A 26,291-nucleotide genomic window follows, 5' to 3' on the forward strand; every position below is an offset into this window, starting at 1 on the left:
TCTCTCCTAGTGGTCGTTGATCTGGGACTGGATGAAGTTCGCGCCCTTTTGCTCGTCGTCGACCCGCTGGTAGACCTGAGCGTTCGCGCCGAGCGTCTCGGAGACCCTGAAGAGGTCGTTGAGGACGATCTTCATGTTGTCGTCCCAGCCGATCATGGCCTGGCCGAAGGAGGCCGCCGCCCCACCTCTCCAGGTCCTGGCGAGCGTCTCACCCGTCATGATGACGGCCTGGCGCATGCCTTCGATCTCCTCATGCGCTTCCACCACCTTCAGCGCGGCCCGGTCCAGCTGGGATTTGCTCGCGTTGTAGAACTCCGCCACCAGTACCTCCTGTGCCGTGTGGCCCTGTCGAAGCGCAGCGCCTCCCCCGTACGGCCTCAGCCGTCAGAAGACGGGGAGCGATCACCGCATCCAACATCAAAGGGCACATAGGTCCCTTGCCGCAACATAACTAACAAGCATGTAGATCACAGATCAATAACATCAGCGTGGCCGGAAGGCAAACTCGCAGGTAGTTGAATTGAGCACCGTTGACCCCGGCTGTCGATTCGGAGTCAACGACAACCAGGAGCGCCGTCAGCGTCTGCCCGGAGTGCCCTGAGTTGGGCTACTGTTGCGGATCACTATGTGCCGGGGGACGGAGGCCTGGTGAGCGAGCAGAGCAGCATGGACAGCCTTCTCAACTGGGGGCTGACCGCCGAGTCCGATCGCTTACGCGACATCGACGACGCGCCGCGAGGCGGAGGTGACGGTGTCGTGCCGTTCACCACCTCCGGCGACTCCTCGGTCGCGCCGATCGGTGATATGCGCGACCAACCCGTTGACACGCCCGTCACGGGGCCCCCCGAGGGGAGCGACCCGCAGGCGTCGGATGCCGCCGACACGGAGCTGGTCACCGTCGATCCCGGCGAGTCCGATGAGCCCGTCGACACCGAGCCCGGGCTCGTGGAGCCCGAGGCCGCCGAGGGCGACCCCGACTGGGACCCGTCCGGCAGCGACGTCGGCGCCGATCCCTCCGCCGACGAGGCGGCGGACGCGGAGGCCGAGGAGGGGCTGGTCGCCGAGCAGGTCGAGGGCAGCGGCGACGCCGACATGGCCGACCTCGAGGGCGGCCTGAACGACATCGACGACCCCAACACCGGCAGCGACGGCAACCAGAACGACGGCGACGGCCAGGGCAACCAGAACGGCAACGACTCGGGCGACAACGGCCAGAACGGGTCGGACCCGGGCGGCTCAGGTGGCGACGGCTCGAACCAGGATCCGGGCGAGGTGCCCGGCCAGGACGGCAGCGGGAACCCGACGCCGCCGGGCGGCGACCAGGGCGACGGCGGCGAAAAGCCGGGCGAGGAAAAGCCAGGCGAAGAGAAGCCGGGTGAAGAGAAACCGGGTGAAGAGAAACCGGGTGAAGAGAAACCGGGTGAAGAGAAACCGGGCGAGGAAAAGCCAGGCGAAGAGAAGCCCGGTGAAGAGAAACCCGGCGAGGAAAAGCCCGGTGACGAAAAGCCTGGCGAAGAGAAGCCCGGCGAGGGCGACGGGGCCGGTGACATCCCGACGCCGGATTCGCCCACCATCCCCACCGGTGGCGGCGGCAGCCCGAGTGGAGGTGGCGGGCCCAGCGGTGGCGGAGGGCCCAGCGGCATCCCCTCAGGGACGGGAAATCCCGACGGAAAGAACGACAACCAGAAGAACGGCAAGCAGAACAAGGACGACGGCAAGAACAACGGGAGCTCGGACGGCAAGACCAAAGTCGCTTCCAAGGAGGCCTACAACAATGTGGCCAACTTCGTGATCAACGACATCACTCCCAAGATGAAGAAGGTCCATGAAACGCTCACCGGCAATGATGTCGGCTTCTGGACGTTCGGGCCCGCGGGCGCACCCATGCGGTGGGAGCACGACCGCTCGCGCGACGCGGCGGCTCGCTACACGAATTCGGGCGTCGAGCTCCTCGGCCGCTGGAACAGCGTATTGAAGAAGTCGGGCCTGGTCTGGGAGAACGCCGACGACGCCAGCAAGTACAAGAAGGGCTGAGCGGATGAGTCTCAACGTGTATCTCACGGCAGGCACCATGGCAGTTGCTGCCGCCGCCATCAGCACGAAATTGGGGGGCGGAAAGCTCGCGTACATCATTCCGGCCAGCATCATGGCAGTGACTTGCGACACCGACGACCAGGATGCACTGGTCAAGAAATGGGAAAAGGCCCGGGACGAGCTAAAGCAGGTCAGGGAGGCATTGACGAATGCCGCGGACAAAACACTGCCGACAGACTGGAGCAACGAGGACAAGGAAGAATTCAAAAAGAACGTCGCGACGTTTATCAAGGATATCGATAAGGATTGCGAGATCGTCGACAGCAGGTCTAAAACTGTCGATCAGTGCAAGATCGAGGGCAATGTCGTGGCCGGTTTATCACTTGCCATCGCGACCGCCAGCCTTGCCATCGCCGTGGCTATGCTGGTCTTCACCATGTTGCCCGGAGGCGCGGCGGCGGGCAGGCTCAGTAACTTCCTCGCCACAATGACCCTCGCCCAAACGTCCAAGACGATGCTCGAAAGAAGGGCGATTCTTATAACCGCAGCCCTGGCGATCTTCGTCGTCGGTCAGGGTTGGCATGACATCAATGCCCTACTGCTCGACACCAAGGTCAGCGATCCCCACGGCGGCGGCACGGCCACGTTCAAGCAGCCTGAGACGAACTGGGAGAAGAAGCTGAACGAGAAGGCGACGACGCAGGCGCAGGCGCAGGCGTAACACCCCGCCAGCCCCCGAGACGCAGCGAGAAGGGTGTTGAGATCCGCCTTCGCGAGCTGATCGTCAACACCCCAGGTCGTTCCCCACCCCGCACGGCTCTAGAGGTCGAGGCGGCGGCGGATCTTGTCGAGTTCGCCCATCACGTCCTCGAACGTCCTGTTGTAGGCGGCCTCCGCGTTCTTGACCTGCTCCAAGGCGGCGTCCGGGTTGTTGATGAACTTCATCGGGTTCTCGTCCTCGCCGAACACCTCCCCCATCGTCTCGTTGACCTGACGCTGCAGGTCGGCCGTCGCGTCCTGGACGACGGCCTTGACCTTCTCCGCCAGCTCGCCCGAGCTCAGCCGCATCGCCTTCGGGTGGAATTCGAGCCCGGTCAGGCCGGCGCTGGTGTACTCCGCGCTGACCAGGCCGTCCTCGTCCTGCGCCCGGCCGACGAGCTCGCCCATGGTCTTCTGCAGCTCCTCGACGCGCGCGAACTGCTCGTCGGCGGTCTTGAGGAGCTTGTCGATGTCGAGGTTCGCGAAGTCCCCGAAGTCCTGCACTGGCTACTCCATCCTGGAGGGGGAAACGTCCAGCAACGTATCGGTTGCCGGTTTACTCCGCAATCATGGAAACGCTCAGCCCGAGAGGCCGCGCACCCACGTATAGACGTCGAGGACGCCGAGCGCGAGCGGGAACAGCGCCGCGATCAGCATGAGGTCCACGATGTCTCCCGCGCGCCCCCAGAACGGCGAGGGCTTGCCCGTGGGCAGCCACGTCCCGAGGCCGGCCGCGATCAGCGCCACCCACAGCAGGCCCACGCCGACGGCGACGGCGGCGATGTCGCCCCTGCCGGCGCTCAGCGACAGCCCCAGGGCGGCCAGGCCGCCCAGGCCGGCCACGAGCAGCCAGATCCGCTGACCCAGCCCGTGGAAGACCCTGGCCCGCATGATCAGCGTGATCGCGAGGACCGCGACCATGATCCGGGCGGCCCAGCCGCCATGCAGGACCAGGAGGAACTGCGCGCCGGCCGCCACCAGGCACACTCCGGCGATCAGGCTGGTCAGGTAGGACTGCGCCTTGACGGTGCGTTCCTTGACCTGCGCGGCGTCGACGCGCTGGTCGTCGCTGCGCAGTTCGTCGGCGCTGGTCGGCATGGTGGGCAGCGGCAGCTTGGCCATCCTGAACGCCAGCGTGGGGACCAGCGGCGTGAAGGCCAGCAGCACGGTGGCCGCCACCGCCGCCACACCGGCGGGCGCGGCGTCCCAGATCATGACGACCGCCGCCGCAATCGACCCGGTGACCGAGGCGATGGCCGTACCGAGGAATCCCGGTAGCCCGTCGGAGGTCAGCGTGCCGCCGAAGGCGGCCACCAGCGCCGTGCAGGCGAAGGCCGCGAGCAGGTTCGGCGCCGCGAAGCCCGCGCCTCCCGGGGCGAGCAGGCCCGCCAGGAACCCGTACGGCAGCGCGGCCCACCCGATCGGCGCGCCCACCGACGAGTCACCGATCGCCCTCGACATGACCGCGCCGGTCACCAACAGCAGCAGCGCGAGCACGCCCGCGACGATCGCCCTGATCGTCCATGGCGGCCCCGCGAAGTACAGCGCGAGCGCGCCCATGACCAGCAGCCCGCACGCGGACGCGGTGCCCGCCAGGCGGGTGTGGTCGGGCGTCCATTTGCCCGAGCCGTCCTTGACGCCGCCGGCCACCACGTCGGCCACGTCGTCGTAGAGTGCGGGCGGCAGGATCGCCTCGCGCGGCCGCAGGTAGAGCACCTCGCCGTCCAGCACGCCCAGCGTGCCGAGGCTCTGGCCGATGTCGAGCGGGGGTCCGCCGAGACGCTGCAGCATCCAGCCCGAGGCCGACGTGGCCTCACCGCCCACTTCGTCCATCGCGCGCAGCAGCCCGGGCAGGACGTGCGGCAGCGGGATGTCGGCGGGCAGCGCGAGATCGGCTCTTTTGCGCGGTCCCACGATGGTGACGTGGCACAGGGCGGGAATCGGAGCGGGGATCTGCGCGAGGGCGCCCTGCTGCATCGGGCCTTGAGGGGATGGTCCATGAGCCAGCGACTTCACAAAGGAAACATATCGGGCGAGCGGAACCACCGGGGTTGATGGTAAGAAATTGCCGTTTGACATCCTCCCCCTCGTGAACGAGGGGGATTCCAACCCGTTCCTACGCAGGCAGGAGGACAGGTTGAGGTTCGCGGTTCATCCGCCCCGGCAACCCGGAGCGTCCCCGCGCAGCCACCGCATGCCCTGCGGCGGTATCACGCATGTTCTTGGCCGCGTTCACGTCGGCATGGTCCAGCCACCCGCAGGCCACGCACAGGAAGAGGGCTTGGCTCTCGCGGCTCTCCCCGGCGATGTGCTTGCAGGCGTTGCAGGTCTGCGACGTGTAACGCGGATTGATCTTCTGGACGCGGTCGGGAGCCTTGTGCTCCAGCCGCTCGCCGAGGTGGCCCCAGCCGGCGGCGAGGATGCCTCGGTTCAGGCCCGCCTTCTGCCGGACGTTCCTCCCCGGCGCCTCGATGCTGCCCTTCGCCGAACGGGTCATGTTGCCGATGTTGAGGTCTTCGACGGCGATCACGTCGAACCGTCGCGCCAGATCGGTGCTGGTCTTCTCCACCCAGTCCTTGCGCCGGTCGCTCTCGCGCGCCTTCAGCTTCGCGATCGCGGCCTTGATCTTGCCGCGCCGGTTGGAGCCGCGTCTGGCGCGGGCGAGCTTGCGCTCCAGACGTCGCAGCCGGGCGGCTTCGTTCTCGCGCAGGCCGGGCGCGTTCAGCAGTTCGCCCGTGGACAGCGCCGCGCTCACGGTCACGCCACGGTCGACGCCCACCGCTGCGCCCGTGCCCGGTCCGGCGATCGGCTCGGGGATGGCGGCGAAGGCGACATGCCATCGGCCCGCCCGATCGCGGGTGACCCGGTAGGACTTCACCCCTTCGGGCACGGCACGCGACCAGCGGAACCGCACCCACCCCACCTTGGGGATCTTCACCTCGCCCACATGCCGGGAGACGCGACGCACATCTGCGGGCTTGACGGCGACGATCCGGAACCCCTCGCCTTGGCCCCGCTTGCGCCACGTCGGGCGACGATGGGTCGGTCAACTGACGGCACTGCTCGGCAAACCCCGGTGCGCTCTTGCGGCCCGGAGCCCAATGCGCGTGCTGCTCGACGGCCAGATTCCACACGAACCGGGCATGCCCGCAATGCTCGGCCAACGCCGCCTCCTGGGCGGGCGTCGGCTGGAGCCGGTAGCGGGACACGCCGATCAACCTACCGACCGCCACCGACGAAATCAGGAGATCACAGTGACCCACCATTCCGCGTTTCCTCCCCGCCAAGGACGGGGCCTCCACGCTGTAGGTGTTCGGTGAGCATCGTGATCGTGCGGCGGCCCGAACGCCGCGCCAGCCCCAAGCCACCGCGTGGCGAGGTCCTGCTCGAATCGCCACCCGAAATCCCCGAAGTCCAGGGCCAGGGCTTCATGATGATCCTGACCTACCTGCCCATGGTCGCCGGCGGCGCGGCCATGGGCCTGATGTTCACCGCGGGCGGCAACTCCAACCCGCTCATGTACGTCGCCAGCGGCCTGTTCGCCTTCTCCATGATGGGCATGACCATCGGCCAGCTCGGCAGGCAGTCGGGCGAGCGCAAGCAACGGCTCAACGGCCTGCGCCGCGACTACTTCCGCTACCTGTCGCAGGTGCGCAGGAAGGCCCGCAGGGCCGCCAAGCAGCAGCGGGAGGCCCTGGAGTGGAGCGGCCCCGCGCCGGTCTCGCTGTGGTGGATCGCGATGAGCCCCCGCCTGTGGGAGCGCAGGCCGCGCGACCCCGACTTCGGCACCGTACGGCTCGGCACCGGCGTGCAGAAGCTGGCCATCCAGCTCATCCCGCCGGACACCAAGCCCGTCGAGGACCTCGACGCGCTGACGGCGGGCGCGCTGCGCAGGTTCGTGCGGGCGCACGCGACGGTCTCCGAACTGCCCGTCTCCGTGGCGCTCGGCTCCTTCGCCCGCATCAAGCTGTCGGGCGACCGCCAGGCGGTCCGCGAGCTGGTCAGGGCGATGATCGCGCAGATGGTCGTCTTCCACTCGCCCGACGACCTGCGGATCATGATCTGCGCGGGCAAGGAGTCCATGCCGCACTGGGACTGGGTCAAGTGGCTCCCCCACGCCCTGCACCCCGAGCAGTCCGACCTGGCGGGCCAGGTGCGGCTGATGGCGGAGAACCTCTCCGAGCTCGACCGGCTGGTCGGCGGCGAGCTGAAGGAGCGGGCCAGGTTCAAGCCCGGCGCGCCCGCGGACGCGCTGCCGTACCACGTGGTGGTCGTCGACGGCGGGTACGTCCCGCACGACTCCCAGCTCGGCATGGACGCCATCCAGGGCGTGACCGTGATCGACCTGTCCGACGCCGCGGGGCTGGTGGAGGAGAAGGCGATGCTGCGGCTGGACATCCAGCCCGACGGCTTCCACATGATCAAGCTCGACCACGCAGGAAAGACCAGCAGCACCCGCCTCGGCGACGCCGACGGGCTCGACTACCTGATGAGCGAGGGCCTGGCCAGGCAACTGGCCCCGCTCAGGCTGTCGTCCGGCGCAGGCGGCGGCGAGGCGCAGGACGTGCTCTCGCTCAACACCACGCTCACCGACCTGCTCGGCGTGGGCGACCCGACCAGGCTCGACACCGAGCAGACGTGGCGTCCCCGCGCGGGCCGCAACCGGCTGCGGGTGCCGATCGGGCTGGGCGCCGACGGCCGCATGGTCGAGCTCGACATCAAGGAGTCGGCGCAGGGCGGCATGGGCCCGCACGGCCTGGTCATCGGCGCCACGGGTTCGGGCAAGAGCGAGCTGCTGCGCACACTGGTGCTCGGCCTGGCCGTCACCCACTCCTCTGAGATCCTCAATTTCGTCCTGGTCGACTTCAAGGGTGGCGCGACCTTCCTCGGCCTGGAGTCGCTCTCGCACGTCTCCGCGGTCATCACCAACCTCGAGGACGAGCTGCCGCTGGTCGACCGTATGCACGACGCGCTGCACGGCGAGATGGTCCGCCGCCAGGAGCTGCTGCGCTCGGCGGGCAACTACGCCTCGCTGCGCGACTACGAGCGGGCCAGGGAGCAGGGCGCGGACCTGGCGCCGATGCCCACGCTGTTCGTCGTGCTCGACGAGTTCAGCGAGCTGCTGTCGGCCAAGCCCGAGTTCATCGACCTGTTCGTGATGATCGGACGGCTCGGCCGGTCGCTCGGCGTCCACCTGCTGCTGGCCTCGCAGCGGCTGGAGGAGGGACGGCTGCGCGGCCTGGACACCCACCTGTCGTACCGGATCGGCCTGCGCACCTTCTCCGCGATGGAGAGCCGGGTCGTGCTGGGCGTCGCCGACGCCTACGAGCTGCCGTCCGCGCCCGGAAACGGCTACCTCAAGTTCGACACCACCGGCATGACGCGGTTCAAGGCCGCCTACGTCTCCGGCCCCTACGTGGCCGACCCGTACCAGGCGGCCGCCTCCTCAGGCGGCGGCCCCGTCCGCGAGGTCGTGGAGTACGGCCCCGCCTTCGCCCCCATCCCCGTGGTCGAGAAGCCGGCCAAGGAGCTGGAACCGGCAGAGGACAAGACGCCGCAGACCAGCCTGCTCGACATCATGGTGGGCCGGCTGCGCGACCGCGGCCCCGCCGCCCACCGCATCTGGCTGCCGCCACTCGGCCAGCCGCCGACGCTGGCGCAACTGCTGCCGCCGCTGACGGTCACGCCCGAGCTCGGCCTGACGACCACCGGCTGGGCCGGACGCGGCAGGCTGCACGCCGTCATCGGCATCATCGACAAGCCGTTCGAGCAGCGGCGTGACCCGTTCTGGCTGGACCTGTCGGGCGCGTCAGGACACGTCGCCGTAGCGGGCGGCACGCAGAGCGGCAAGAGCACGGTGCTCCGTACGATGATCACCAGCATGGCGCTCACCCACACGCCGCGCGAGGTGCAGTTCTACTGCCTCGACTTCGGTGGTGGCGCGCTCGCCGGCCTCGACGGGCTGCCGCACGTCGGCGGCGTGGCCAGCCGCCTCGACACCGACAGGGTCCGCCGTACGGTCGCCGAGGTCGCCACCCTCCTCCAGCAGCGCGAGCGCATGTTCAGCGAGAGCGGCATCGACTCGATCGGCTCCTACCGCAGGATGGTGGCCGAGGGCGAGATCGAGGGCGACGGCTGGGGCGACGTGTTCCTCGTCGTGGACGGCTGGCTGACCATCAGGCAGGAGTACGACTCGCTGGAGCCGACGATCACCGACCTGGCGGCGCGCGGCCTCGGCTACGGCATCCACATCGTGGCCGCCACCAACAAGTGGTCGGAGTTCAGGCCCGCCATCCGCGACCTGTTCGGCACCAGGATCGAGCTCAAGCTCGGTGACGCCTACGAGTCGGAGGTCAACCGCAAGACGGCGCTGGCCGTACCCGAGGGAACGCCAGGACGCGGGCTCACCAAGGAAGGCATGCACTTCCTGTCCGCGCTGCCGAGGATCGACGGCGTGCAGAGCGCCGAGGACGTCTCGGTGGGTCTGCGCGCGCTGGTGCAGACGGTCAGGGACGCGTGGCAGGGCCCCCCGGCGCCGGGCGTACGGCTGCTGCCCTCGGTGCTGCCCGCCGAGCTGCTGCCCGGCCCCGACGAGACCGGACGGAAGGTCATCCCGATCGGCATCGACGAGGCGACGCTCTCGCCGGTGATGCTCGACCTGGAGGCCGACCCGCACTTCATCGTCATCGGCGACACCGAGAGCGGCAAGTCGAACCTGCTGCGCCTCATCGCCGAGAGCGTGGTGGCCAGGCAGACGCCGCGCGAGGCGATGATAATCGTGATCGACTACCGCAGGTCGCTGCTCGACTCGGCGGCCACCGAGCACCGGATCGGCTACGCGGCGTCGAGCGCCGCCGCCGCCGACCTGATCAACGACGCCCGGCAGGCGCTGCTGAAGCGCCTGCCGCCGGCCGACCTGACCCCCGACCAGCTGCGCTCGCGCAGCTGGTGGAAGGGGTCCGACCTCTACATCGTGGTCGACGACTACGACCTGGTCGCCACCTCCAACAACCCGCTGCAGCCGCTGGCCGAGCTGCTCCCGCAGGCCCGCGACATCGGCCTGCACCTGATCATGTCGCGACAGATGGGCGGCGTCGGCAGGGCGATGTTCGACCCGGTCATCACCAAGATCAAGGACATGGCCAGCCCCGCGCTGGTCATGTCGGGCAACAAGGACGAGGGGTTCGTCTTCGGCAACATCCGTCCGCAGCCGCTGCCGGTCGGCCGTGGCTACTTCGTCGACAGGAGGTCGGGCGCGCGGCTGTCGCAGACCGCCTACCTGCCCTGAGCGCGCCGTTCCATCAGCTCCCTGAGGAAGGGGCTGATGGCCTCGCGCAGCTCCCCGTCCTTCCTCCTGAGCGCCTCGACCAGGTGCTCGGGAAGGGCGGGGGGCTCCTCGTCGACCGGCTCCCACCTCGCATGGGCCAGCGCGCTGGCCAGCGGCAGCACCCGCGCGTACGGCAGGATGACCGCCGCCTCACCCAGCGCCACCAGGACGGCGCCGTCGGACCTGCGGCCCACTGTCCTGATCATTGCTGACTCCTGGGATAGACGTAGTACCAGGGAATTCCGGCCGTCTCCAGCGCGGCGACCAGGTCGGGCCCCGGCTCGTGGGTGAACACCACATGGTCGATGTCGCCGGCCCGGACTCCGCCGTGGATCTGCGCCTCGACGTACACCGCGCGCAGAAACCTCTCGTCGGTGTAGTCGCGCAACGGGCCGCCCAACGGGTCGTCCTGGCCGAATGCGCCCGGCCCCGGCACATTGTAGGACTCGGGGCGGGGGTCGTTGATCGGGCTGGGCACGACGGCCCTTGAGCCTTCGTAGGAGTCGCCCACACAGAAGGTGGTCCTGTCCCTGATCTCCGGGCGGAGGGTGATCTGCGCCTCTCCGTACTGGGCGACGCGGCCCGCCGTGTCGATCCCGATCCTGGTGGGGTCGGAGGCCTGCTCGAAGAGGTTCACGTAGCCGTAGATCGGCCGCTGCTCAGGCGGCAGGTCCGCCGGATAGCCGAACCAGCCCTCCTCCAAGGCGGACCTCCGGAGGGTGTCGAGCGCGCCTCCGGACCAGGCGACCTCGAACTGCGTCTTGAACCGGCCCTCGGTCAGCACGGCGAGCAGGTGCTCGGGGTCGATCCGCAACGCCACGGGCCGGTCGTCGAGCAGGTCCACCAGCTCGTCGCGCAGGTGCGCGCGCAGCCGCCCGCCCTCCACCCCCAGGTCGTCGGCCAGCGCCAGGATCTGCTCGGCGATGCCGGCGTGGGTGTACAGATAGTCGGCCTCCGCGAGGTCGGGCGTGCGCTCCTCCAGCCGCGCCTTCAGCACGTCGCGTTCGGCGACAGCACTGGCGTATGCGGCGCTGTAGGTGTCGCCCAAGAACTCCATGTTCTCCACGGCGATCGTCAGTTCCCGCAGCGGGACGTACTCGGCGACCAGCCGGGGATCGGGGACCGCCCGCACCTGGAGCGCGCCCTCCGGCGGCCGGACGTCCGGCCGGGCGAGAGCGGACGGCTCACCCGCCGTGGCGGCGGGTGGCTCGCTCTCCGGCAGGAAGATCTTCGCGGCGCCGTCCGTCGACCCTGCCGGGGCGCGGTGGTCGAAGGCGATCACGGGACGGCCCGTCAGGTCGGCCACCTGCTGGATGATCAGGCTGTGGCGGACGGCGTGCGGCCCCCTGAGCAGGATCGCCGCGTCGGGATCGGCCACCAGCCGCGGATCCATGGCGAGGACCGCCGCCAGGTCCATGGGCTTGGCGGACCGCTCCTCCAGCCGAAACTCGTTGAAGGTGGTGCCGACGCTGACCGTGACCGCGCCCTCCACCCGCGTGGACACGGCGGCGTCCGACGCGCCGAGCTCAGCGGCCAGGCGCTCGTGCCCGACGCTCAGCACGCGCCGGCTCAGGTCGGGAACCCGCGCCCCGGCGGGAGTCTCGGCCAGGTAGAGCCTGATGCCCTGCCTGCCGTCGGGCGTGCGGAAGGCGTCGCGCTCCACGGCGACGACCCTGATCTCGGCGCCCGGCGGCAGCGTGTCACCCGAGCGGGTACGGATCACGGTCTCCACCGGCACACCGTCACCGGCCGGGAGGCTGTCCTGGCGCGTGGACCGGCCGGAGACGCCCTCCGCGGCGAACCTGGCGACGAGGGCGTCGACGTCGCCGTCAGGCAGCTCGTCGTGGCGGTAGACCGTGCGTGACACGTTCCGCGAGGCCGCCGCGTCCCAGTCGACGACCCGAAGGCTCTGGGCGTGGACGTCGGCCCAGCTCGCCGCGAAACCGGGGTGCAGGTTCCGGTTGGCCAGGTCGTCCAGCCGTACCCACTGGATGTTCTGCGCATCCCGGGAGACAGGCCTGATCTCCACGGGCTCGCCGACGGTGGCGATGACCGTCTCGTAGGACCAGCGTCCGTGGTCGTCGACATGGCGACCGTGGATCTGGACGGCGGACGGGTCCAGCGTGCTCTGTTCGGCCGCCTCCCGCAGAGCGGCGGCCACACCGCCCTCCTTCAGGTCCCTGACACCGCCGGGCAGTGACCACGTGTCCCCGCCGTCCGAGGCGACGTGCCGCATGAGGACGTAGACCTCGCCGTCCGCGTCCTTGCTCAGCAGCAGCAGACCCGCGGCCCCGTTGGTGCCCCGGTGGCGTCCTGCCTCGCACGCGCAGAAGACCCAGCCATCGCCCGATCTGGTCACCTCGCTCACGTAGACCGTGTCGCCGTCGACCCGGTCCACGCGGAACTCGGTGTCCGGCCGGAAGATCAGCCGTCCTTCACCGGGATATCCGGTCGCGACACTGATGTCCTGCGCCGTCCGCGACGTGACGACGAAGTTGACCGCGCCGGGCTTCGCGACGGCCTGGCCCGGTTCGCGGAATGCGACGGTGAACCTGGGACTGGAGAACGTCGCGCCCGGCACGAAGGCCGCTCGACGTGCCTCGGACACCATCGCGCTGACGTGTGCCTGCCCCGCGAACGGCGCCTGGTGCTCGGCCAAGCTGTCCAGCGCGGCGAGGACGCCCCGCACGTGTGCCTCGAACCGAAGCCAGGTGTTCGGCGTCGCGCATCTCCGTGGTGGCGGTCTCCTTGACGACCGCCGATCCCCCGTCGGTCAGCGTGACGCGTTCGACCTTGACCGACTCGGTGCCGTTGGACAGCCGGACGGGCTCGCCGACCGTCCCCTTGGCGGACAGCGCGGCGAACTCGTCGTGTGTCATGCCCTGCCGTGACGGCGGCTCGGAGCGGGTCGTGCCCCAGTTGATCAGGCCCTCGATCCTGTTGCCCGGCTCGGGCGTGCGCTCGCCCGCCAGGCTCGTGGGGGGCGGCTCACCGGCACGCGACGCCGGACCCTCGGCACGCGAGGCCGGGGCGTCCACGCGCGGGCCCGGGACCTCGGCACGCGAGCCCGCGTCGTCGGTGCGGGCCGCGGAGGTGTCGGCCCGCGAACCTGGGGCGAGGGCGCGCGTGCCCGCGTCGTCGGCGCGCGGGGCCGCGTCGTCGGCGCGCGGGGCCGGGGCGTCTGTGCGCGCGGTGGAGGCGTCGGCATGCGGGGCCACCGTGTCCCCGGCCTTTCCGCCGTCCCCGGGCCTTCCGCCCGTTGCCGACTCTGGCGCGGTGCCGCGGGTCCGGTCGCCGCCCGCTTCCGCGAGCTCCCTCGGCGAGCCGCTGCGATCCAACGACCCGTGGTGCGCGAACGCCCGCTCCGCCCTGCCCGTCCACTCGGGGTGGGCCTCCGGCCTGCCTGTCCGTTCGGGGCGGGTGCCCGGCCTGCCACCGGGGTCGGGCTCGGAGTCCGGACGATGGGCCCGCTCGTGGGTCACCTCGCCCCTGACGCCCCGCTGGGGCACCGCCGCGGCCCCCGCCTGTGTGCTGTCGTCCGCGCGAGTCCCGCCGGTCCTGACCTCGTCCGGTACGGCCCGCGCCACGTCCGCCACCTGGTGGGCCGTCTGGTCGGCCATCTGGTCGGCCGAGGCCCTCGCCAGGCTGGTCACGTCGTGGTGCCCTACGCCGGTCATGTCGTGGCGGGTGCCCGTGTGGATCCCGTCCGGCAGGAGGCCGGAGGCGGACGTCGGGGTGGTCGAGAAATCGCCGGGAAGACCCTTGCCCGCCCCGTCGAACGGGCTCTTGGTCGGCGTCGCCGTACCATCCGCGGGAACGAGGTGGACGTCCGGCCTGCCGGGAACGGGCAGTGCGCCGCCGCCAAGGCCGTTACGGTCGATGCCGCCCACGAAGCCGGAGGTGATCCCCTCCGCCACCAGCTTCCAGTTGATGGGCCGCCCGGTGGAGGCCGCCGCCCACACCTCGGACACCAGGGCGGTGATGCCGCCGACCACCCCCGACTGGGCCATGAAGACCAGCATCGACTTGCTCGGCAGCAGCCCGGTTCCCAGACCCAGGAGCGCCCCGGACAGCGCGCCCGTGCCCGCCGACATGAAGACCTGGCCGAAGTCGACGTTGTCCCTGCGTGACTGGCTCGCCTGGACGGCGTAGTCCATCGCGCCCATGATCGTGCCGAAGAGCCCGCAGTAGAGCAGCAGCCGCTTGGCCAGTTGCGCGATCATGGCGCGGCTGAACAGGGCGCGGAAGCCGATCCAGGTGAGAGCGGGTCCGGCCAGGAGGGTGCCGCGCAGCAGGAGCACTCCCCCGATCTGCACGACGAGCAGCGCCACCGTCAGCTTGATCATCCGCTTGGTGTACTCGACCTGGACCCCGAGGTCGTTCAGGGCGAGGGCCATGGCGGCCAGGCGGTTGACGGCGTCGGCCTGGTGCCCGGTGGTCGTGGTCAGGACGTGCCTGACGAAGGCTTTCAGCGCCTCGCCGTCCCACTCGTCCTGGTCGGGTGGCGGGGATCCGAGCAGGCCCCTCGACGGATCGCCGTCAGGGCCGCCGACCACCTCGCGCAACGCGGTCACGAGCGTGTCGGCGAGCCGGAACAGGGCCTTCTCGTCGCCCTGCGGCCAGTCCATGCCGACGACCCAGCCGATCCACGGTCGGGCGAACGCGGGGATGGGCACGCCGTCGAGCAGACCACCGATCAAGCGTCTGGCCGTTCGACCGTTTCGTAGGTGTTCGCGGTGCCCTTCAGGCCGTCGCCCACCCGGTCCAGCTCGTCGGCGTACTTCTGGAGCGCGTCGAGGATGCCGTCACGCATCGCGGGATAGGCCTTCTCCAGTTCGGCCCCGTACATGTCGCTGCCCATCGGCCGACCGGCGTCGGTGAAGGCGGCGACCACTCTCTCCCTGACGCCCCTGACGAACCTGGCTTCCTCGCGTGCGTCGGAGCCGCGTCGCCCGACACCCTTCCAGCGAACGGTGAAGCCTGTCACATGCGCCTTTCTGGCCCCAGAACTTCCATTAACGCGAAATATTGCCAGATTCCCGGCGAAGCTCGTCCAGGATCGCGAACTCCTCCGCGGTGAGGTCCGCGGCGACGGTGAGCTCGCCCTGCGAGGTGTGCAGGACGATCGGCTCGGCGTGCTCGGCGGGGACGACCTCGAACAGCGGGTTCTCTGAGCTCATGCCTCCGAAACTACCTGGCCGCTATGCTCGATCTTGTCCTTTTTGAGCATCTCCGGGAGGCGCGGCCGGTGGCTGGTCTTGATGTCCACTTCCAAGCACTGGACGAGTGCGCCAGAGCGGCGAACAACGCGAGCAAGGCGCTCGTTCCCGGCGCCATGATGTCGGCCGAGAAGCTGCCGGCACCTCCGAAGCCGGGCACGCCGACCGACTCCACCGCCTTCGGCAGGCTCGGCAACTCCCAGAGCCTGGCGAAGGACATCGACACGATCTGGCACGACATCCTCGAAACAGATCTCGGGCTGGCCAGGGACAAGCTGGCAGGCGTCGAGCGCGCGCTCGACAAGGTCGAGGCGAACGTCCGCGCGGCGGACAAGCCATGAGCGGCCAGAACCCGACGCCGGGTGTCGACCGGCTCGACGTGCTGATCCATCAGGTCAACAGCGATCCCGGCGCCATCCGCACGATGGCCAAGCAGTGGCGGGCGGTCGCGAGCGGGGTCCTCGACGAGACCGGCAAGCTCGGCAAGGCCGTCATCGAGGTGGGCAGGACCTGGCACGGCGAGTCGGCGGAGTCCTTCCAGAGCTACATGCAGAATTACGGCAGGGCGGGCGACGGCCTGCACGACGCGCTGGCGGGGTGCGCGAACGCGGTGGACACGCTGGCGACCACCCTGGAAACCTCGGAGAGCAAGGTCAGGTGGATCCGTGAGGATCTCATCACGCGCGCCGGGCAGTATCAGAGGGACTGGGCCAAGCTGAACCCCGACGACCCGCAGGGAGTCAACAAGGGGCTGAAGGAGATGGGCGACAAGGCCGTCGCCGATGCCGAACGCGAGGTCTCCAAGGCCAACACCGCCCTCAGCGACGCCAAAACGGCCATCGCGGACGCTCTGAAGCTGAGGACGGTCACGTACAAGAGCATCCCTGACCCGCTCCCGCGTGACTTCGTCCCTGACGACAAGCACGCCAAGACCCAGTGGACGCCTACCGATCTCACCAAGACCACCGAGCTGGCGGGAACGACCACGATGGGCGGGGGCGCGGGCGGCGGCGGTGGCGGTGGGTACGGCGGCGGCGGGGTCTCCTCGGCGGGCGACGTGCCGGCCCCCCGCGCCCAGGTGGTCGAGTGGATCAAGGAGGCGCTGAAGATCATCAGATCGCCGGAGATGGCCGGGATCATGCGCTCGCGCGGCATCGACGTGAGCGACCTCGACCCCAACGACCCCAAGGACATCGAGCGGATCTGGACGATCATCCATCACGAGTCGGGCGGTAACCCGAGCGCGATCAACAACTGGGACATCAACGCCAAGAACGGCGTGCCGTCGCAGGGCCTCATGCAGACGATCCCGCCCACCTTCAACACCCACAGCCTGCCGGGGCACAAGCAGATCCTCGAGCCGGTCGACAACATCATCGCCGGCGTGCTCTACACCTACAAGCGCTACGGGGACCTGGGCCAGCACCCCGGCATCGCGTCCCTGGAACGCGGCGGCGGCTACCGGCCGTACTAGCGACCGGGCAGCCAGCCCGGCGGGAAGATCAGCGCGCGCAGGCCGTGCCCTTCGAGCTTGCCCGCCCATTCCTCGGGTGTGGTGGCGATCGGGCCGTCCACGCCGTCGGACAGGTTGTAGGCGGGCGTGTAGCCCAGGCCGGAGCCGGCCAGCCTGGCGTACAGCTCGGTGAGACGGCTGGACGGCAGGTTCCGCAGGGGGAACTTGGCGGCGTCGTATCCCAGGACGTAGCCGGTGTTGCCCGCCCAGATCCGCGCGAACTCGGCGCCGTTCTCCTTCGCCGAACCGACCGGCTGCCCGTGGGCGAGGTTGACCATGGCCTTGATGCCGACGGAGCCGCTCGCGTAGGCGATGCCGTCCACCGTCGCGTAGACGAGCGTGGTCAGCGCGTACGAGGGGAACCCGGCGCTGAAGATCTTGGCCGCGTTCGCCCCGAAGAGGGCCTTGAGCAGCCGGGCCGTCTTGATCAGCTTGACGATCCTGACGGTGGCCACGGCGTACAGCCAGGTGGTCATCGGCTGGAACATGACCATCCACACCAGCTGCAGCAGCTCGTTCTCGATCTCGGCGAAGCGGCGGCGCACGTCGTCGACGATCTTGGCGTAGGCCGTACAGACGATGGACACGACCCGCAGATCGGCCACGAAGGCGGCGGGCAGCGGCCTGATGTTGGTGTTGTAGACGGTGGAGAAGGAGTCGATCCCCGCGCCCGTGTTGTCCTTGACCACGGAGGCGTAGGCCTGGTCGGCCCGGTAGGCGAGCCCGCTCTTCGGGTCGTCGCCTCCGTCGATCGCGTCGGCTAGCTTGTCGAAGATCTGCGCGGCGCGGCGCAGCTTGTCCGGCGAGGCCTCGGGGGCGACGACTCCCGCCCACACGCGCAGGCCCACCAGCGTGCCGGCGGTGCCCGCCATGAACGTCATCATCAGGCGGTTGACGGGGAAGGCGGCGGCGATCACGGCAGCGGACCCTTCGGCATGAAGTCTCGCAGGTCCGGCAGCTCGTAGACGGGGATGTCCTTGACCGTCATGTCGTCGGCGCTGGCCCAGTCGGCCACCGCCACGTTGTCCCGCATGATGGTCAGCTTGTCGCCGACGTCGCCGTAGGCGAGGCCGAACTGGCCGAGCAGCTTCATCATCTCCACGCGCTTGGGCGCGTACCACTCGGCGAACTTCCGGTCCGACTCCTCCTCGATCGGCCAGTTGCCGAGCTCCTCCAGCTCCCTGACGGCGTGCTTCACGGCCGCGTCGAGGTCGGCGCCGATGTCACGGAAGGCGGTTGCGGCGACGGTGTGCTGGGATAAGTGCGCGTTCAGCTGCGGCGGCTCGCTCATAGGGTCTCCCAGGAAATGAATCGGGCGGATCACGCCTTTCGGTCATGATCCGCCCGGTTCATTTCGCGGAAGTCGAGCTCTGATTACTTACATGTATCGAGCGGTTCACCCGCAGTTGGCGAAACCGGAGCTGGTGCTGCCCTGGTCCGTGCTGCCGGAGAACTTCACACAGCTGCCCTTCCCGTACGCCTTGGCGACCGCGTAGTACTTGTACGAGCCGCTGTCGGTGACGGGAGACTTGCCCTGGATCTCCAGGGTGGCAGTGACACTGCTCAGCTGGCCGATCTTGGCGGTCTTCATCGTGACCACGCAGTTGTAGCCGCTGCTGCTGTTGTACAGCTGGTAGGTCGTGCCACCGGCGAAGCTCGCCTGACGCTGAACGTAGAACCCGCCGCCGCAGGCCTGGGCCGGCGTGTACGGGTTGGTCGTCTCGGCGGGCGGCTCCGAAGGCTTCGTCGGAGTCGGCTTGGGTTCCGCGGGCTTGGTCGGGGTCGGCTTCGGCTCCGTGGGGGTCGGTCTGGGCTGCGTCGGGGTCGGCTTCGGCTCCGTGGGAGTCGGCTTCGGCTGCGTCGGGGTCGGCTTCGGCTGCGTGGGGGTCGGCTCGGCGGACTTGGTCGGTGTCGGCTCGACCGGGTCTGTCGGCTTCGTCTGCGTCGGGGTCGGCGTCGGCTCGGCGGGCTCGGTCGGCTTCTGCTTGGTGGGCGTGGGCTCCGGCTCCTGCGTCGGCTTCTCCTTCGGCGGAGCCTCGGGCTCGCCCTCCTTCGTCTTGGTGGGCTTCGGGTCCGGCTTGTTCGTCGGCTCGGCCGTCACCGTCACGGTGGGGGCAGGCGAGGGCACCGGCGGGGCCGTCGTCGGCGGCACCGCGATGTTCTGCGTCGGCACCGGCTGCGGCGAGCTGACCGAGGTCAGCTCGGGCTCGGGCAGCGGGCTGCTCGGGTCGTCGGTCGGCAGCTCGAACGGCATGACGTCGGTCGACTCGGGCACCGGCGTCTGGGCCCACGGCACCGCCACCTTGCCCTGGCCCTGCTGCGTGCCCTGCGGCTGGGGCTGCGCCTGCGTGACGCCGTTGCCCGTGCCGGTGGTCGAGGTCTCGCCGTTGGGGCTCGGCACGGCGTCGGAGACCCGCTTGCCCTCGGCGGCCACGGTGTTCGCGTTCAGGGTCGCCGTGCCCGCGTACTGGTTGGCGCCCCACAGGCCGACGGCGGAGATCGCCACGACCGCCGCCATCGCCGCGACCAGCCCCACGGGGAACGGCCTGCGGGCGGGCGGCGGCGCCTGCGCGGGCACCGAGACGATCGGGTGAGGGTGAGGGTGAGGGCCAGGCTGCGGCTCCTGCGGCGGCTCGGCCGGCGGCGGGCCCCACGCCTGGGGAGCGGCCGGCACGGGCGCTGTCTGGACGGGGTCGAGCTCGGGCTCGGGCGTCCGGTACATCGGCAGCCTGAGCGTGCCCTCCAGCGGCGGCGCGGGGTCGGGGACGATCACCGCGGGCGCGCCGGCGACGAGCTTGTCGGCGTTCTTGTCGCCGAGCAGCTGCAGCAGCGCGGTGTAGGTGGTCGGCCGCTTCGCGACCTCCTTCGACAGCGCCGCCACCACGACCCTGCGCAACGGCTGGGGCAGCGGGCCGACATCGGGCTTCTCGTCGAGTACGGCCCGCGCCTCGTGCTCGAAGGGAGCGCGTCCCGTGGCGGCGTACACCACGATCGCCGCCCACGAGAAGACGTCGGAGGGCGGGCCGTACCGCAATTCCTTCAGCTGCTCGGGCGAGCGGTAGCCGAGCTCGCCCACGGGCTCGCCGATCGCCGCGTCGGTCACCCTCGGGCCGTCCGCGCCGAGGATCACGTTGTGCGGGGTGAGGCCCCTGTGGGTGACGCCCGCCAGGTGCGCGGAGGTCAGCGCGGTCAGCACGCCGACGGCGACGCGCTCGAGCGCGTCGCCGTCGAGCGGCCCGTCGGCCTCGACGGTCTCCGCCAGGCTGCGGCCCTCGACGTGCTCACGCACGACGTACGGCATGCCGTCCGCGACGCCGACATCGAACACGCGGGCCACATAGGAGCTGGAGACGCGCTTGACACTGCGCAGCCGGTCCAGGGTCTCGCTGTCTTCCGCGGACTCGCCCGTCAGCGGCTTGATGGCGCGTGTTTCTCCGTCATCGGAGTCACGCCCCAGATAGACCACGCCGCGCGGGCCCTCGCCCAGGCGTCCGACGATGGCGTAGTCACCAAAGCGCTCAGGGTCTCCTGACGACAAGGCGTCCATGACCCACCTTTCGACGACAAATCATGATCAGAGCACATTGAACCAAATCTGCCCCACCCGTAACGAGCGTTTCGCGGCAGATCCTGACAGTTCACCGTTAAGTCGTAATCATTTGGGGCGTCCAGCCCGCCATCCCCTGCGCTTGCCCATCGGTGCGACCAGCCGCGTGACCAGGATCACACCCGCGAGAACCAGCGCCGACGCCGCCACGATCGCCGCGATGGTGATCGCCCGCCAGTTGACGGCCGGCGCCTTGGCGATCGCGCTGTCCGGCAGCGGCGGCGGCAGCGGAGGGGCCAACTCCACCTGCTCGTTCGGCAGCACCGAGGTCACCGCGAGCAGCGGGTTGACCACACCCGCTCCCGTGCCGGCGCCGAGCGCGCCGTCGGCGGTCACCTCGATGCGCCGCCGTACCTGCTCCTGGGTGAGCTTGGGGTAGCGGGAGCGCACCAGCGCGGCCACGCCCGCCACGTACGGCGCCGCGTAGCTCGTCCCGTTCAGCCCCTCCATGAACAGCCCGCCCGGCCACGTGCTCGTAACGGCCTGTCCCGGTGCCATGACGGCCACGTTGGACTTGGTGTTGGAGAAGACCGAACGCTGACCCTCCGGTCCCACCGAGCCCACCGAAAGCACGCCGTCGTAGGCGGCTGGGTACTCCAGCTGCTCCTTGTCCTTGGGGTCGGAGTTGCCCGCGGCCGCGACGATCACGATGTCCTTGGCCAGCGCGTACTGCACGGCCGCCCTCAGGGCGGGCATGTCGCCGGTCTGGGTGGAGATGTTGATCACGTCGACGTTCATATCGGCCGCCCTGGTGATGGCCGCCACGAGGATGGCGGGGTCGCCCCTCTCTTTGTTCGTCTGCTTGAGCGACACGAGCGTGACGGCGGGGGCGACACCGTAGAAGGGGAGGTCGCTGCGGTACCTGCCCGCGATGATGCCCGCCACCGCGGTGCCGTGGCCCACGCAGTCGCCGTTGCCGGTGGAGGTGAGGTCTTCCTCCGTGCGGAGCGGGACCAGCGGATGCTTGGAGTCGACGCCGCTGTCGATCACCGCCACGGTGACGCCTTCGCCCCTGGTGAGCGGCCACACCCGCCGCGTGTCCATGCGGGTCTGCGCCCACAGCGTGGGAGAGAGCTCGGTCAGGCCCGGCTCGGGCTGAGGATCGCACTTGGCGGGGGCGGCCTCGGCGGCGAGCGGCACGAGCGTGACCGTCATCGCCAGGCTGACGGCGAGAAGAACCCTTCCGACCATGGAGCCAGAGCCTAGCCCGCCCCATATATCCGGATGAACCGGAATCGCCGCGAAACCCCGGCCTCGCCGTACCGGCTGAGGGACCCGCACCCACCACCCGGCCCCGGCCTGGAAGGCCCCGGCCCGGCACCCACCTGATGCCGGGCCGGGGCTTCAGAGGTCAGCGGGTCGCCGACTCGATGTTGCCGCGGTAGGTGTTGATCACCCGAGCCGCCTCCTGCAGCTCCTCAGCCATCCGCTGGAACGAGGCCCGGTAGTTCTGCCAGGCCCCGCCGAACCGCTCGGCTCCCGGCCCCGTCCAGGCGGTGCCGACCTTGGCCGCCTCCCGATCCAGCGCCGCCATCGTGCTGCGCACCGCCTCGGCCTGCTGGGTGAACTGGGTGGCCATCTGCTGCATCTCCGCGGGGTTGCCACCGAGCAAGTTGTGCGTCATGCGCTCCTCCAGGGTCGACCGACGGGCGCCCTCACGATAGGCAGGCAACCCCGCCATCGCCCCCGGTTATGCCGAGCGGCTATGGTCCCTCCGGAGGATTGTTCGGACATAGGGGGTCAACCATGCGCGAGGTCGTGGTCACCGGCGGCGGGACCGGCATCGGCTACGCCGTAGCGGCCGCGTTCGCCGCACAGGGCGACAAGGTCACGATCACCGGCCGCCGCGAGCAGGTGCTGCGCGAGGCCGCCGAGAAGCTGGGCGCCTCCTTCGTCGCCTTCAACGCCGCCAGCCCCGTCGCCGTGCAGGAGGCGCTCGCCCACCTGCCCAGGAGCGTCGACGTGCTGGTCAACAACGCGGGCGGCAACACCAACCTCGACCGGCAGAAGCGCGAGGACGACCTGATGGACCTGGCGGAGGCGTGGTGGGCCAACCTCAACGCCAACCTCCTGTCGGCGGTCCTCGTCACCACCGCGCTGCTGCCCCGCCTGGCCAAGGGCGGCAGGATCATCTCCATCGGCTCCATCGCGGCCCGCGGCACCGGCTCCGGCTCGTACGGCGCGGCCAAGGCCGCCCTCGAGTCGTGGACCGCCGACCTGGCCGCCGAACTGGGTTCCAGGGGCACCGCCAACGTCGTGTCGCCCGGACTCATCCTCGACACGGAGTTCTTCAGGGGCCGCCTGACCCCCGAGGGCGTCAAGCACCGGGTCGACAGCACCCGCAACGGCCGCGCCGGAACCCCCGACGACATCGCGGAAACCGTCCTGTTCCTCGCCTCTCCCGGCGCCGGCCACTTCACCGGACAGGTCCTTCACGTGAACGGCGGCGCATACCTGGGCAGGTGACCGCCCCTAGACTCCTTTGCAGTGGTGGAGAAAGGAAAGACGTCGGTGCGGAAAGTTCTGATCGCCAACCGGGGCGAGATCGCCGTCCGGATCGCCAGGGCGTGCGAGGACGCCGGCCTGGCCAGCGTCGCCGTCTACGCCGAGCAGGATCTTGACGCGCTCCACGTCAAGGTGGCCGGCGAGGCCCACGCGCTGGGCGGCCAGTCGCCCGCCGAGACCTACCTCAACGTCGACAAGCTGCTGCGCGTGGCCGCTGAGACGGGCGCCGACGCCGTCCACCCCGGCTACGGCTTCCTCGCCGAGAACGCCGGCTTCGCCCAGGCCGTCATCGACGCCGGGCTGACCTGGATCGGCCCGCCCCCCGCCGCCATCGCGGCGCTCGGCGACAAGGTGCAGGCCAGGCACATCGCGCAGAAGGTGGGCGCGCCCCTGGTCGCGGGCACCAAGGACCCCGTGTCGGGGGTCGAGGAGGTCGTGGCGTTCGCGCGCGAGCACGGCCTGCCCGTCGCGATCAAGGCGGCGTACGGCGGCGGCGGCCGTGGCCTGAAGGTCGCCAGGACGATCGAGGAGATTCCCGACCTGTACGACTCGGCGGTCCGCGAGGCCGTCACGGCGTTCGGCCGCGGCGAGTGCTTCGTCGAGCGCTACCTCGACCGTCCCCGCCACGTCGAGACCCAGTGCCTGGCCGACACCCACGGCAACGTCGTCGTGGTCAGCACCCGCGACTGCTCGCTCCAGCGCCGCCACCAGAAGCTCGTGGAGGAGGCGCCCGCGCCGTTCCTCTCCCAGGAGCAGGTCGACCTGCTCTACACCAGCTCCAAGGCGATCCTGCGCGAGGCGGGCTACGTCGGGGCCGGCACCTGCGAGTTCCTCGTCGGTCAGGACGGCACGATCTCCTTCCTCGAGGTCAACACCCGCCTCCAGGTCGAGCACCCGGTGACCGAGGAGGTCGCGGGCGTCGACCTGGTGCGCGAGATGTTCCGCATCGCCGCCGGCGAGGCCATCGGCTACGACGACCCCGCCCTGCGCGGCCACTCGATCGAGTTCCGCATCAACGCCGAAGACCCGGGCCTGAACTTCCTGCCCGCCCCCGGCACGCTGACCGTCATGCGCGCCCCCTCCGGCCCCGGCGTACGGCTCGACGCGGGCTACGAGGAGGGCATGACCGTCCCGCAGACCTTCGACTCGCTCGTCGCCAAGCTCATCGTCACCGGGCGCACCCGTGCCGAGGCCATCGAGCGTTCGCGCCGGGCGCTTGCCGAGTTCGAGATCGACGGCATGCCGACCGTGCTGCCCTTCCACCGCGCGGTGGTCGCCGACCCCGCCTTCACCGCCGAGCCGTTCGCCGTCCACACCCGGTGGATCGAGACCGAGTGGGAGGGCGGCATCCCGCCGTACTCGGGGGCGGTCGACGCCGCCGAGCCGGCCGCCAGGGAGAGCGTGACCGTGGAGGTCGGCGGCAAGCGGCTGGAGGTCGTGCTGCCCGCGGGGTTCGCGTCCGCCAGCCGTACGGCGGCGCCCGCCAAGCCGTCGCGCAGAGGATCGGGCGGCGCCAAGAAGGCGGCGGCGAGCGGAGACGCGCTGGTCAGCCCCATGCAGGGCACGATCGTCAAGATCGTGGCCGCCGACGGCGACACGGTGGCCGAGGGTGACACCGTCGTGGTGCTCGAGGCGATGAAGATGGAGCAGCCGCTGGCCGCGCACAAGGCGGGCACCATCACCGGGCTGTCCGCCACCGTCGGGCAGACCGTCACCGCGGGCGCGACCATCTGCGAGATCAAGGACGCTTAGCGGGTAGGTTTCACGGTAGAGGAACTTTGCCGACTGCTCATTCGTCCTGAAGGACGAAGGAGGCTTGCTGCCCATGACCCATTCGCTGCGCCGGACGACGGCCGCGATCGCGGCTCTGATCGCCGGTCTGTTCGCCGTTTTCGCGCTTTCGCCCGCCGCGCACGCCGCGGCCCCACCCGACGCCGCCACGGTGCTCGCCACGTGGAAGGGCGGAGACCATCTGTTCGTGCAGTCCGGCTCGCCGCTCAGCTCCGATGAGCAGTCGGGCATCCGTGACGCGCTCAAGGGCGCCGACAACAAGATCTACGCTGTGGCGCTGCCCGACAACTCCGTGCAGGAGTCGCAGCTCGGCACCTACTTCACCGAGCTCGGCAAGGCGCTCGACCAGGCCGGCCGGCCGATGGCCACCATCGCGGTCATCGACGGCAAGACCCTGTACGCCGCTTCGAGCCAGGTGAAGCAGTCCGTCGTCACCCGGATCACCAGCCTCTCCACCAACGCCAACCCCGGCGACATCGTGGCGGGCATGGAGGACTTCACCAACCGCATCGACCTGGCCGCCTCGGGCAAGCGCACCGCGCTCGACACCGGCAGCAAGGCCGACGGCGGCTCCGGCACCGGCGCCCTGGTCGGCCTCGGCGTGCTGGCGCTCGTCGGCGGTGGCGGCTACTTCCTCTACTCCAAGAACAGGAAGAAGAAGCTCGAGGCGCAGCGCGCCGCCGAGCTGGCCGCGGTCAAGACGACCGTCGAGGAGGACGTCACCACGTTCGGTGAGGAGATCACCGCGCTCGACACCGACGTCAAGCTCGCCGGCGCGGGCGGCCAGAACATCACCGAGTGGCAGACCGCCCTCGACTCCTACGAGAAGGCCAAGACCCAGCTCGACTCGATCACGCAGGCCGAGCAGGTCCGCGACGTCACCACGACGCTCGAGGACGGCCGCTACGCGCTTGCCGTGGTGAAGGCCAGGGTCAACAACCAGCCCGTCCCCGAGCGGCGGGCGCCCTGCTTCTTCAACCCGCAGCACGGCCCCTCGGTGCGTGACGTGCGCTGGGCCCCGCCCGGCGGCGCTCCGCGCGAGGTCCCGGCCTGCGCGGCCGACGCCACGGCGGTGGAGAGCGGCTACGACCCGCAGACCCGCCAGGTCATGGTCAACGGCCAGTACCGCCCCTACTACGACGCCGGTCCCGCCTACCAGCCCTACGCCTACGGCTACTACGGCGGCTTCGGCGACATCATGACCATGATGTTCGTCGGCACCATGATGGGCAGCATGCTCGGCGGCGGCTTTGGCATGGGCGGCTACGGCGCAGGCTACGCGGAGGGCTACTCCGACGCCGGTGCCGGAGGTGACTTCGGCGGCGGCGACCTCGGTGGTGGCGGCGGCTGGGGTGACTTCGGCGGCGGCGGCGACTTCGGTGGTGGCGACTTCGGCGGCGGCGACTGGTAACAGGCTCCGCCTCCTGACCTGACGACGAGGGCCCCGGTGAGCGTTTCACCGGGGCCCTCACGCATGCGCGGGAGCACGCCCACTGCCCACCGCTCGGTACGGCGCGGCATGCGGTCCGGGGCTGC

The 26,291-nt window shown here is 70.1% G+C and carries 22 protein-coding genes and 1 pseudogene; 8 read left to right on the top strand and 15 right to left on the bottom strand.

All coding sequences use genetic code 11. From position 1 onward, the window contains the following. Positions 1-6 precede the first annotated feature (6 nt). On the bottom strand, positions 7-321 hold the full coding sequence (locus ACFXJ8_RS00880; RefSeq protein WP_379641716.1) for a WXG100 family type VII secretion target: 315 nt from the start codon (positions 319-321) through the stop codon (positions 7-9). 624 nt (positions 322-945) lie between these two features. On the opposite strand from ACFXJ8_RS00880, the gene ACFXJ8_RS00885 reads away from it, so the two are divergent. Together ACFXJ8_RS00885 and ACFXJ8_RS00890 are read left to right on the top strand one after the other, a co-directional pair. After that, positions 946-2,034, top strand: coding sequence for a hypothetical protein (locus tag ACFXJ8_RS00885; RefSeq protein WP_379641717.1), 1,089 nt, complete (start codon positions 946-948; stop codon positions 2,032-2,034). Positions 2,035-2,038: 4 nt separating this feature from the next. Beyond that, positions 2,039-2,755, top strand: coding sequence for a hypothetical protein (locus ACFXJ8_RS00890; protein WP_379641718.1), 717 nt, complete (start codon positions 2,039-2,041; stop codon positions 2,753-2,755). Positions 2,756-2,853: 98 nt separating this feature from the next. Here the strand turns inward: ACFXJ8_RS00890 and ACFXJ8_RS00895 are convergent, their stop codons facing one another. The 4 genes and pseudogenes from ACFXJ8_RS00895 to ACFXJ8_RS00910 form a co-directional block, all read right to left on the bottom strand. Continuing rightward, positions 2,854-3,297: a YbaB/EbfC family nucleoid-associated protein gene (locus tag ACFXJ8_RS00895; protein WP_379641719.1), complete on the bottom strand. Its 444-nt coding sequence runs from the start codon at positions 3,295-3,297 to the stop codon at positions 2,854-2,856. Positions 3,298-3,372: 75 nt separating this feature from the next. Next, positions 3,373-4,809 carry a type VII secretion integral membrane protein EccD gene (gene eccD, locus ACFXJ8_RS00900; protein ID WP_379641720.1) on the bottom strand — a complete coding sequence of 479 codons (1,437 nt, stop codon included), beginning with the start codon at positions 4,807-4,809 and terminating at the stop codon, positions 3,373-3,375. A 100-nt stretch (positions 4,810-4,909) separates the two neighbouring features. Next, a complete protein-coding gene (locus ACFXJ8_RS00905) occupies positions 4,910-5,761 on the bottom strand; it encodes an RNA-guided endonuclease InsQ/TnpB family protein (protein ID WP_379641721.1) in 852 nt (283 codons plus the stop codon). A 145-nt stretch (positions 5,762-5,906) separates the two neighbouring features. Continuing rightward, positions 5,907-6,059 (bottom strand): annotated as a pseudogene (locus ACFXJ8_RS00910) (helix-turn-helix domain-containing protein); the annotation flags it as partial. A 50-nt stretch (positions 6,060-6,109) separates the two neighbouring features. Here ACFXJ8_RS00910 and eccCa point away from each other — a divergent pair. Further along, a complete protein-coding gene (eccCa, locus tag ACFXJ8_RS00915) occupies positions 6,110-10,081 on the top strand; it encodes a type VII secretion protein EccCa (protein WP_379641722.1) in 3,972 nt (1,323 codons plus the stop codon). Here the strand turns inward: eccCa and ACFXJ8_RS00920 are convergent. The 5 genes from ACFXJ8_RS00920 to ACFXJ8_RS00940 are packed head-to-tail and all read right to left on the bottom strand — an operon-like array spanning position 10,069 to position 15,300. Then, entirely contained in the window at positions 10,069-10,326 is a 258-nt protein-coding gene (locus ACFXJ8_RS00920; RefSeq protein ID WP_379641723.1) for a hypothetical protein, read from the bottom strand. The two genes, eccCa and ACFXJ8_RS00920, sit on opposite strands and share 13 nt — an antisense overlap. Continuing rightward, a complete protein-coding gene (locus ACFXJ8_RS00925) occupies positions 10,323-12,518 on the bottom strand; it encodes a DUF3626 domain-containing protein (RefSeq protein WP_379642052.1) in 2,196 nt (731 codons plus the stop codon). Before ACFXJ8_RS00925 ends, ACFXJ8_RS00920 begins: the two co-directional genes overlap by 4 nt. A gap of 37 nt (positions 12,519-12,555) precedes the next feature. Beyond that, complete coding sequence (locus ACFXJ8_RS00930) at positions 12,556-14,820, bottom strand: hypothetical protein (protein ID WP_379641724.1); 2,265 nt, start codon at positions 14,818-14,820, stop codon at positions 12,556-12,558. Then, a complete protein-coding gene (locus ACFXJ8_RS00935; protein WP_379641725.1) occupies positions 14,817-15,107 on the bottom strand; it encodes a hypothetical protein in 291 nt (96 codons plus the stop codon). The genes ACFXJ8_RS00930 and ACFXJ8_RS00935 overlap by 4 nt, the downstream gene beginning before the upstream one ends. A gap of 28 nt (positions 15,108-15,135) precedes the next feature. Beyond that, a complete protein-coding gene (locus ACFXJ8_RS00940; protein WP_379641726.1) occupies positions 15,136-15,300 on the bottom strand; it encodes a hypothetical protein in 165 nt (54 codons plus the stop codon). Between the two features lie 68 nt (positions 15,301-15,368). Here ACFXJ8_RS00940 and ACFXJ8_RS00945 point away from each other — a divergent pair, with 68 nt between their 5' ends. After that, entirely contained in the window at positions 15,369-15,680 is a 312-nt protein-coding gene (locus tag ACFXJ8_RS00945) for a hypothetical protein (RefSeq protein WP_379641727.1), read from the top strand. Continuing rightward, positions 15,677-16,813, top strand: coding sequence for a WXG100 family type VII secretion target (locus tag ACFXJ8_RS00950; RefSeq protein WP_379641728.1), 1,137 nt, complete (start codon positions 15,677-15,679; stop codon positions 16,811-16,813). The genes ACFXJ8_RS00945 and ACFXJ8_RS00950 overlap by 4 nt, the downstream gene beginning before the upstream one ends. Here the strand turns inward: ACFXJ8_RS00950 and ACFXJ8_RS00955 are convergent. From ACFXJ8_RS00955 to ACFXJ8_RS00975, 5 genes are all read right to left on the bottom strand, one after another. Then, positions 16,810-17,769, bottom strand: coding sequence for a hypothetical protein (locus tag ACFXJ8_RS00955; RefSeq protein WP_379641729.1), 960 nt, complete (start codon positions 17,767-17,769; stop codon positions 16,810-16,812). The two genes, ACFXJ8_RS00950 and ACFXJ8_RS00955, sit on opposite strands and share 4 nt — an antisense overlap. Then, positions 17,766-18,143: a hypothetical protein gene (locus tag ACFXJ8_RS00960; RefSeq protein WP_379641730.1), complete on the bottom strand. Its 378-nt coding sequence runs from the start codon at positions 18,141-18,143 to the stop codon at positions 17,766-17,768. The genes ACFXJ8_RS00955 and ACFXJ8_RS00960 overlap by 4 nt, the downstream gene beginning before the upstream one ends. 105 nt (positions 18,144-18,248) lie before the next feature. Beyond that, positions 18,249-20,399, bottom strand: a complete 2,151-nt coding sequence (locus ACFXJ8_RS00965; RefSeq protein ID WP_379641731.1) for a protein kinase — start codon at positions 20,397-20,399, stop codon at positions 18,249-18,251. A gap of 108 nt (positions 20,400-20,507) precedes the next feature. Beyond that, positions 20,508-21,650 carry a type VII secretion-associated serine protease mycosin gene (mycP, locus tag ACFXJ8_RS00970; RefSeq protein WP_379641732.1) on the bottom strand — a complete coding sequence of 381 codons (1,143 nt, stop codon included), beginning with the start codon at positions 21,648-21,650 and terminating at the stop codon, positions 20,508-20,510. Positions 21,651-21,810: 160 nt separating this feature from the next. After that, positions 21,811-22,083, bottom strand: coding sequence for a WXG100 family type VII secretion target (locus ACFXJ8_RS00975; RefSeq protein WP_379641733.1), 273 nt, complete (start codon positions 22,081-22,083; stop codon positions 21,811-21,813). Between the two features lie 122 nt (positions 22,084-22,205). Here ACFXJ8_RS00975 and ACFXJ8_RS00980 point away from each other — a divergent pair, with 122 nt between their 5' ends. From ACFXJ8_RS00980 to ACFXJ8_RS00990, 3 genes are all read left to right on the top strand, one after another. Then, positions 22,206-22,925: an SDR family oxidoreductase gene (locus ACFXJ8_RS00980; RefSeq protein WP_379641734.1), complete on the top strand. Its 720-nt coding sequence runs from the start codon at positions 22,206-22,208 to the stop codon at positions 22,923-22,925. 45 nt (positions 22,926-22,970) lie between these two features. Next, on the top strand, positions 22,971-24,716 hold the full coding sequence (locus tag ACFXJ8_RS00985; RefSeq protein ID WP_379641735.1) for an acetyl/propionyl/methylcrotonyl-CoA carboxylase subunit alpha: 1,746 nt from the start codon (positions 22,971-22,973) through the stop codon (positions 24,714-24,716). 73 nt (positions 24,717-24,789) lie between these two features. Beyond that, complete coding sequence (locus ACFXJ8_RS00990; RefSeq protein WP_379641736.1) at positions 24,790-26,166, top strand: hypothetical protein; 1,377 nt, start codon at positions 24,790-24,792, stop codon at positions 26,164-26,166. Positions 26,167-26,291: the final 125 nt, after the last annotated feature.

The organism is Nonomuraea sp. NPDC059194, from assembly GCF_042754765.1.
Lineage (GTDB): Bacteria > Actinomycetota > Actinomycetes > Streptosporangiales > Streptosporangiaceae > Nonomuraea.